The 6358-nt window shown below is 73.7% G+C and carries 5 protein-coding genes and 2 pseudogenes; 4 read left to right on the top strand and 3 right to left on the bottom strand.

All coding sequences use genetic code 11. The features are described 5' to 3' along the window. Positions 1 to 127: 127 nt before the first annotated feature. A pseudogene (locus C1I97_RS28715) lies at positions 128 to 265 on the bottom strand (glutathione S-transferase family protein); the annotation flags it as partial. On the opposite strand from C1I97_RS28715, the pseudogene C1I97_RS28710 reads away from it, so the two are divergent. After that, positions 266 to 1392: pseudogene (locus C1I97_RS28710) on the top strand (cation diffusion facilitator family transporter). It begins immediately after the preceding pseudogene. A gap of 86 nt (positions 1393 to 1478) precedes the next feature. Here C1I97_RS28710 and C1I97_RS28705 read toward each other — a convergent pair. Continuing rightward, positions 1479 to 1922, bottom strand: coding sequence for a nitroreductase family deazaflavin-dependent oxidoreductase (locus C1I97_RS28705; RefSeq protein ID WP_111006044.1), 444 nt, complete (start codon positions 1920 to 1922; stop codon positions 1479 to 1481). A 111-nt stretch (positions 1923 to 2033) separates the two neighbouring features. Next, the gene (locus C1I97_RS28700; protein ID WP_111006043.1) at positions 2034 to 2666 is read right to left on the bottom strand and encodes a LysE family transporter; all 633 of its coding nucleotides are present in this window, start codon (positions 2664 to 2666) and stop codon (positions 2034 to 2036) included. Positions 2667 to 2946: 280 nt separating this feature from the next. Here C1I97_RS28700 and C1I97_RS28695 point away from each other — a divergent pair, with 280 nt between their 5' ends. The 3 genes from C1I97_RS28695 to C1I97_RS28685 all read left to right on the top strand — a co-directional run. After that, a complete protein-coding gene (locus C1I97_RS28695) occupies positions 2947 to 4164 on the top strand; it encodes a cytochrome P450 (RefSeq protein ID WP_111006042.1) in 1218 nt (405 codons plus the stop codon). Between the two features lie 12 nt (positions 4165 to 4176). Beyond that, positions 4177 to 4374 carry a ferredoxin gene (locus C1I97_RS28690; RefSeq protein ID WP_111006041.1) on the top strand — a complete coding sequence of 66 codons (198 nt, stop codon included), beginning with the start codon at positions 4177 to 4179 and terminating at the stop codon, positions 4372 to 4374. 325 nt (positions 4375 to 4699) lie between these two features. Beyond that, on the top strand, positions 4700 to 6358 hold a 1659-nt coding region (locus C1I97_RS28685; protein WP_111006040.1), incomplete at its 3' end, for an RICIN domain-containing protein.

The raw sequence follows: 6358 nt of genomic DNA, 5'->3' as shown, positions 1-6358 counted from the left end.
GCACCGGCGCCATCACGCACCTCCAGCACGCCACCACCACGGACGCACCGGACCTACCTCACCCACCCCGGCACCATGCCTGACCAGCACGAACCCAGCCCCCACACTCGGTTTCGAGAAGCCCTCTGACCACCAGCCGGTACCGCCCGGCCTCCACCGGCCGGCCGTCCCGCCCGTCGGCGGTGATCCGGTCCGCGAAGTGACTCCTGGACCGCTTGAAGGCCTTGTGGCCGTAGGCGGCGTTGCCCTCGCCCCCGTCGCTCATATGTCCTCCCTGCTCAGCGGGTGTCCTGGTGAACGCGTTCCCCGAAATCCGCCGTCGGCACCGTATGACCCGCGCCGACCGGGGCAGTCGGCGAACGTGAGCGGGACATCCAGGGAGCACCCGACGGACGACACGCGGAACCACCCACCGAACCACACCCGGAACCACGCGAGGAAGCACACGAAGGACCGCAGCACCCGCGTCACCGTGCTGGTGGCGCTCGCGGCGAACCTGGTCATCGCGGTCGCCAAGGCCGTCGGCGGCCTGATCGCGCACTCGCCCGCGCTGCTGTCCGAGGCGGCCCACTCCGTGGCCGACAGCCTCAACGAGATCTTCCTGCTGGCCGCGCTGCACCGCAGCCGCCGCCCCGCCGACCGGCGGCACCCCTTCGGCTACGGCAAGGAGCGCTTCTTCTGGTCGCTGCTCGCCGCCGTCGGCATCTTCGTCATGGGCGGTTGCTTCTCCTTCTTCCAGGGACTGGAGGCCCTGCGCCACGGCGCGCAGGAGACGTTCAGCGGCTATGTGGCGGGCCTGATCGTGCTCGGCGTCGCCCTGCTCGCCGAGGGCCTTCCCTGCTGCGGGCGGTGCACCAGGTGCGCCGGCAGGGCGGCGGAGACGGCCTGCGCGACCCGGCGCTGCGCACGGTCGTGGCCGAGGACGGCACCGCGGTGATCGGCGTCATCCTCGCCCTGGCGGGCATGGGGCTGCACATGGCCACCGGACAGGCCGTCTGGGAGGCGTCCGCCTCGCTCGCCATCGGCGCGCCGCTCGTCCACGTCGCCTACCGGCTCGGCCGCGAGGCCCGCGACCAGCTGATCGGGGAGGCCGCCGAGCCCGAACTCAGCGGCCGTATCCGGTGCCTGCTGCAGGCCCAGCCGGAGATCGACAGCGTGGAGGCGCTGTTCACGATGAAGATGGGTCTGGACTCCCTGCTGGTGGCCGCCCGGATCGACCTGACCCCCGGCCTGGACAGCGAGCGGGTGGAGGAGGTCGCCGTGCGCATCAAGCGCTCCATCGCCCGCACCGTTCCCGAAGCGGACCAGATCTTCCTCGACGTGACCGACCGTCCGGCCGAGGAGAAGGCACGGGAGAGCCCCGCCGCGACGGGGGAACGCGGCGGGGCCTGAGGCACGGGTGCCCGGACAGGGCGGACTCATGCCTCCCGGCCCGGATTCCTTTCCGGCCGGCGCCCCAGCCCGGCGCCTCAGCCCGCTCAGCCCGCCGGCTCCAGCACGAAGACCGGGATCTCCCGCGGGGTCTTCTCCTGGTACTCGGCGTACGGGGGGAACGCGGCGACGGCCCGCTCCCACCACTCGGCCTTCTCCGCGCCGGTGACCTCACGGGCCGTCATGTCCCGCTTGACCGGGCCGTCCTGCAGCTCGACCCGGGGGTCGGCCTTGAGGTTGAAGTACCAGAACGGATGCTTGGGCGCACCGCCCTGGGAGGCCACCACCGCGTAGCGCCCGTCGTGCTCCACGCGCATCAGCGGCGTCTTGCGGATCCTGCCGCTGCGTGCGCCCACGGTGGTCAGCACGACGACGGGCAACCCCGTGTCCCGCAGCGTGGTCCCCTCGGTGCCGCCGGAGCTCTCGTACAGCTCCACCTGCTCCCGCACCCACTGGGTCGGGCTGGGCTCGTACTCGCCCTCAAGGGGCATGCCGTCCGTCCTCTCGTCGCGTCCTGAGACTGATCGTGCACCGCCCATTCAACATCCACACCGGCCCGGTTCGTCACCACGGTGCCGGGCACCGCCTCCCGGGGCAGCCGCTCACCCCGGCGGCACCAGCATCCGTACCGCCAGTGCGGTGATCACGCAGCTGGACACGAGCGCCGTCACCAGCCGCCCCCGGTGGCCGGTCAGGGCACGGCCGAGCAGCGCGCCGCCGCCGGCGAGCAGCAGCTGCCAGCTCGCCGACGCGGCGAAGGCCGCGAGGACGAACACGGCCTGCTCGGCCGGCGGTACGGCGTGCGCGGCGCGGCTGCCGAGCACCAGCGCCGCGAAGTAGACCAGCGTGGTGGGGTTGAGCAGGGTGATCCCGAGCAGTGCCAGGTAGGCGCGCGCCGGGCTCGGCGCGGGCGGGTCGGCGCGGGTGGCGAGCCGGTGCCCGCGGTACTGCCGCAGGGCGGTGGCCGCGCCCCCCACGGCCAGCGCCGCCAGCACCAGGGCCGACACCCAGCGCAGCGGCCCCAGCGCCGGCCGCAGCAGACCCGCCAGGGCCGATCCGCCGAGTGCGGCCAGCACGGCGTAGAGGCCGTCGGCGGTGGCGACGCCGAGCGCGGCGCAGGAGCCGGTCCGCAGGGACGTACGGGCGGTCAGGGTGACGAGGTAGGTCCCGACGGCGCCCACGGGCACGGCGATGCCGTGGCCCGCGAGCAGCCCGGCGACGAGCGCCGCGGTCACGGCAGCGCGGGACCGGGCCTCCGCGGGCGGCCGGGCTGCTGTCGGCACCGCGCCGGAAGGTCGGCGGCGAACGGCAGCGGCGGGAACACGTCGGTCGTGGACATGGCCGGATCCTGTACGCCGTGCGGTTTCGGCGGCAACCGATTTACGATGCGGAGTGGGTGATTCCCGGCCAGTTCCCGTGGATCGCCGATCTGGCCGGACTTGTCGTCGTGCCGATGGGTGCCTGGGGCATCCAATGAGGACCGGCACGGCGCACCCTTCGTCTGTGAGGTCTTCCATGACGGACCTGACCGAACTGTCCGAACCCGTCGCCTTCCCCCAGGACCGGAGCTGCCCCTACCACCCGCCCACCGGGTACGACCCGCTGCGCGTCACCCGGCCGCTGACCCGCGTCCGGCTCTACGACGGCCGCCCGGCCTGGCTCGTGACCGGTCACGGCCTCGCCCGTGACCTGCTGGTCGACCCCCGGTTGTCCACGGACCGCACCCGCTCGGGCTTTCCGATCACCACGCCCCGCTTCGCCGCGGTCCGCGACCGCAGGCCCGCGCTCCTGGGCGTCGACGACCCCCGGCACCGCACCCAGCGGCGCATGCTGATCCCGAGCTTCACCCTCAAGCGCGCCACCGAGCTCAGGCCCCGGATCCAGCAGATCGTCGACCGGCTGCTGGACGAGATGACCGCGCAGGGGCCGCCCGCCGATCTGGTGCGCGCCTTCGCGCTGCCGGTGCCGTCCACGGTGATCTGCGCGCTGCTCGGCGTGCCCTACGCCGACCACGAGTTCTTCGAGGAGCAGTCCAGGCGGCTGCTGCGCGGACCGACGGCCGAGGACACACGGGACGCCCGGGACCGGCTCCAGGCGTACCTGGACGCCCTGATCGACCGCAAGCAGCGGCAGGAGGCCGGTGAGGCCGGCCAGGGCCTGCTGGACGAACTGGTCCGGCAGCGGCTGCGCGAGGGCGACCTCGACCGCGAGGAGCTGACCGCCCTGGCGATGATCCTCCTGGTCGCGGGCCACGAGACCACCGCCAACATGATCTCCCTGGGCACCTACACGCTCCTGCGGCACCCCGACCGGCTGGCCGAACTGCGTGCCGACCCCTCACTGCTGCCCACCGCGGTCGAGGAGCTGATGCGGATGCTGTCCATCGCGGACGGACTGCTGCGCCTGGCCACCGAGGACATCGAGATCGCCGGGACCACGATCAGGGCCGGGGAGGGCGTGGTCTTCTCCACCTCCGTCATCAACCGGGACGAGGACGTCTACCCCGCCCCCGACACCCTCGACTGGCACCGCCCGGCCCGCCACCACGTCGCCTTCGGCTTCGGCATCCACCAGTGCCTCGGCCAGAACCTCGCCCGCGCCGAGCTGGAGATCGCCCTGCGCACCCTCTTCGAGAGGCTGCCCACGCTCCGGCTCGCCGCCCCGCCGGACGAGATCCCCTTCAAGCCCGGCGACACCATCCAGGGGATGCTGGAGCTCCCCGTGACCTGGTAAGAGGCTGCCGCCATGCGCATCCGCATCGACAAGGACCGCTGCATCGGCGCCGGACAGTGCGCCCTGACCGCCCCGGGCGTGTTCACCCAGGACGACGACGGCTTCAGCACCCTGCTGCCCGGCCGCGAGGACGGCGGCGGCGACCCGATGGTCAGGGAAGCGGCCCGGGCCTGCCCGGTGGGCGCCATCACGGTGTCGGAGGACGACTGAACCCGGCGGGCCGGGGGCCGCTCAGGAGGACTTCGGCCGGGAGCGGGTACTGCACTCTTCTGGACACCTTCCGGGAACAGCCCGCCGCGGGGCCGTAATTGCCTTTGAAAAATCGTCAACAAGTCTGCTGCGAAAGCGTTTTGCGCAAAACCGTGTGATCCCTTGTTGCCCGCCGCCGGCCTGTGCGAAGGTGTGGCCTGTCGGCGAGCAGACCATGGGTCCCTCCCTCTGCGCGGTGGACGTTCGAGATGCCGACGCCCTCTTTTTCTGGTACGGACCAAAACAGCGGTGCGTATGGAGGAATGCAGCCGTGAAAGACCCGGGCATGTCCCCTTCCGCACTGCAGCCCGTCGGTGAACTGCTGGACCGGCACTGGGAGGCGGCGTTCGCCTACGCACGGCTGTGCACCGACGGTCCGCGGTCCGCGGGCATGCTCACCACCGCGGCCTTCACCCGTCTGTTCGGCCAGTCCCTGCGGCAGCCGGGACCGACGGCCGCCTGGCGTCCCCACCTGCTCGTCACCGTACGGCGCATCGCGGCCGAGTGGAGCGCGGACCACCGGCAGGAGATGCTGCACCCGGAGCTGCGGGCGGCGGGCGACGACGGCGACCGGATCGGCGCGCGCCTGCTGCCGCCGAGCGACCGGCGCCTGCTCTCCCGGGCGTTCCAGCAGCTGCCCCAGGCGGCCCGCGCCCTGCTGTGGCACACCGAGGTCGAGGCCGAACCGCTCGCCGCCCCGGCCCGGCTGCTCGGCATCGACGAGGAGGACGCGCGCGTCGAACTGCGGCGGGCCCGCGAACGGCTGCGCGAGGAGTGCCTCCAGGTGCACCGCGAGGTCGCCCCCCGGCAGGAGTGCCTGCTCTACCTGCGGCTGCTGGACGTCACCTACCGGCGCGGCGGCGTCGACCTCGACCCCGACCTGCGCACGCACCTGGACGGCTGCACGCACTGCCGGCACACCGCCGACCAGCTGTCCCGGTTCAACGCGGACCTGGGCGCCGCGCTCGCCGAGGGCGTCCTGGGCTGGGGCGCCCACGCCTACCGCGACTCCCGCCCGACGCCCGCGGCCCCGGAGGACCCGGCGTTCCCACCGTTCGCCGGCGGCGCGTCGTCGGTACCGGCCGGGGGAGAGCCGTTCGACTCCGCCGGATCGGGCGCGCCGACCCCCGGCGAGCCGTTCGCGGCCGCTGCCTTCGGGCCGGAGCCGGGCGCGGAACCGGCGCCGGATTCCGCCACGGAGCCGGCCCCGGCGGGTGCCGGGGTCCGGCCGCGTGCCGGTGGGCGGCGGAGGGACCGGAAGGCGGCGCGGCGGGCCGTACGGCAGCGGAATCTCGCCGTCGCGGTGGCGACGGTGAGCGGGCTGGTCGTGCTGCCGCTCGTGCTGTGGGCGGTTCTCGGCTCCGGGGACGGGACGCCCGCCACCGGAGCCGACGGGCGGCCCTCCGGCACACCCGGCAGCGGATCCCCGTCCGCCGGGCCGTCCTGGATCGGCGCCGGCACGGCGGGCAGGACCACCCTGCGCGGGCGGCTGCACAACGTCGTGTCCGGACTGTGCGTCGGTGTCGTGGGCAAGAAGGCCGTCGAGGGGGCGGAGACCGAGCTGGCGAGCTGTTCGCCGGCGCCCGACCAGCAGTGGGTGTACGAGACCGACGGGCTGCTGCGCAGCGGCGCCGAGCCCGGTCTGTGCCTGGACTCCCGCCTGGGCTACTCGGTACGGCTCGCTCCCTGCACGACCCCCTCCGGGCCGGGCGCGAGGGACATCCGCTACGACTTCACCCTGCAGGGCACCCTCGTGCCGCGCTTCGACCAGGACCTGGCCCTGACACCGGCCGCCACCGACGGCGGGGGCGCCCTCGTCCTCAAGATCCGTGCGAAGAGCGACACCCAGCGCTGGGCGATGGACACCTCCCCGCCCGGCCTGCAGATGGAGGTGGTCAACTGGGGCGCGGACGGCGGCTCCTCGGACCCGGCGCCGACCCCGCCC

Origin of the sequence: Streptomyces sp. NTH33 (assembly GCF_003236365.1) — a bacterium.
In the GTDB taxonomy this organism is placed as follows: Bacteria; Actinomycetota; Actinomycetes; order Streptomycetales; family Streptomycetaceae; genus Streptomyces.
Note: the sequence above shows the minus strand (reverse complement) of the source record. Positions and strands in the feature narration are given on the sequence as shown.

Excerpts from the sequence above, each read along its gene's own strand:
- C1I97_RS28705 (WP_111006044.1), bottom strand. The coding sequence starts at position 1,922 with ATGCCCCTTGAGGGCGAGTACGAGCCCAGCCCGACCCAGTGGGTGCGG.
- C1I97_RS28695 (WP_111006042.1), top strand. The coding sequence starts at position 2,947 with ATGACGGACCTGACCGAACTGTCCGAACCCGTCGCCTTCCCCCAGGAC.
- C1I97_RS28690 (WP_111006041.1), top strand. The coding sequence starts at position 4,177 with ATGCGCATCCGCATCGACAAGGACCGCTGCATCGGCGCCGGACAGTGC.